1 pseudogene is annotated in these 253 nt (G+C 64.8%); it reads right to left on the reverse strand.

The features are described from left to right. A pseudogene (locus JHD74_RS26525) lies at nt 1-134 on the reverse strand (molybdopterin-binding protein); the annotation flags it as partial. Nucleotides 135-253 lie beyond the last annotated feature (119 nt).

Consider the following 253-nt stretch of genomic DNA (forward strand, 5'->3'; position numbering starts at 1 on the left):
ATACGGGCGATCCATTCAGGATGTTCGACCAATTCGGTATCACAAGCCTTGGCCGCTGCCAACGCACTGAGATCGTCGCTGGTTGGCCCCAGACCGCCGTTGACGATCAGCACGTCGGCAATATGGCCTGTCTCTTATACACATCTCCGAGCCCACGAGACAGGAGGTATCATCGCGTATGCCGTCTTCTGCTTGAAAAGGGGGGGGGGGGGGGGGGGGGGGGGGGGGGGGGGGGGGGGGGGGGGGGGGGGGG

Source organism: Serratia sp. ASV30 (assembly GCF_016428815.1).
In the GTDB taxonomy this organism is placed as follows: Bacteria; Pseudomonadota; Gammaproteobacteria; order Enterobacterales; family Enterobacteriaceae; genus Chania; species Chania fonticola_C.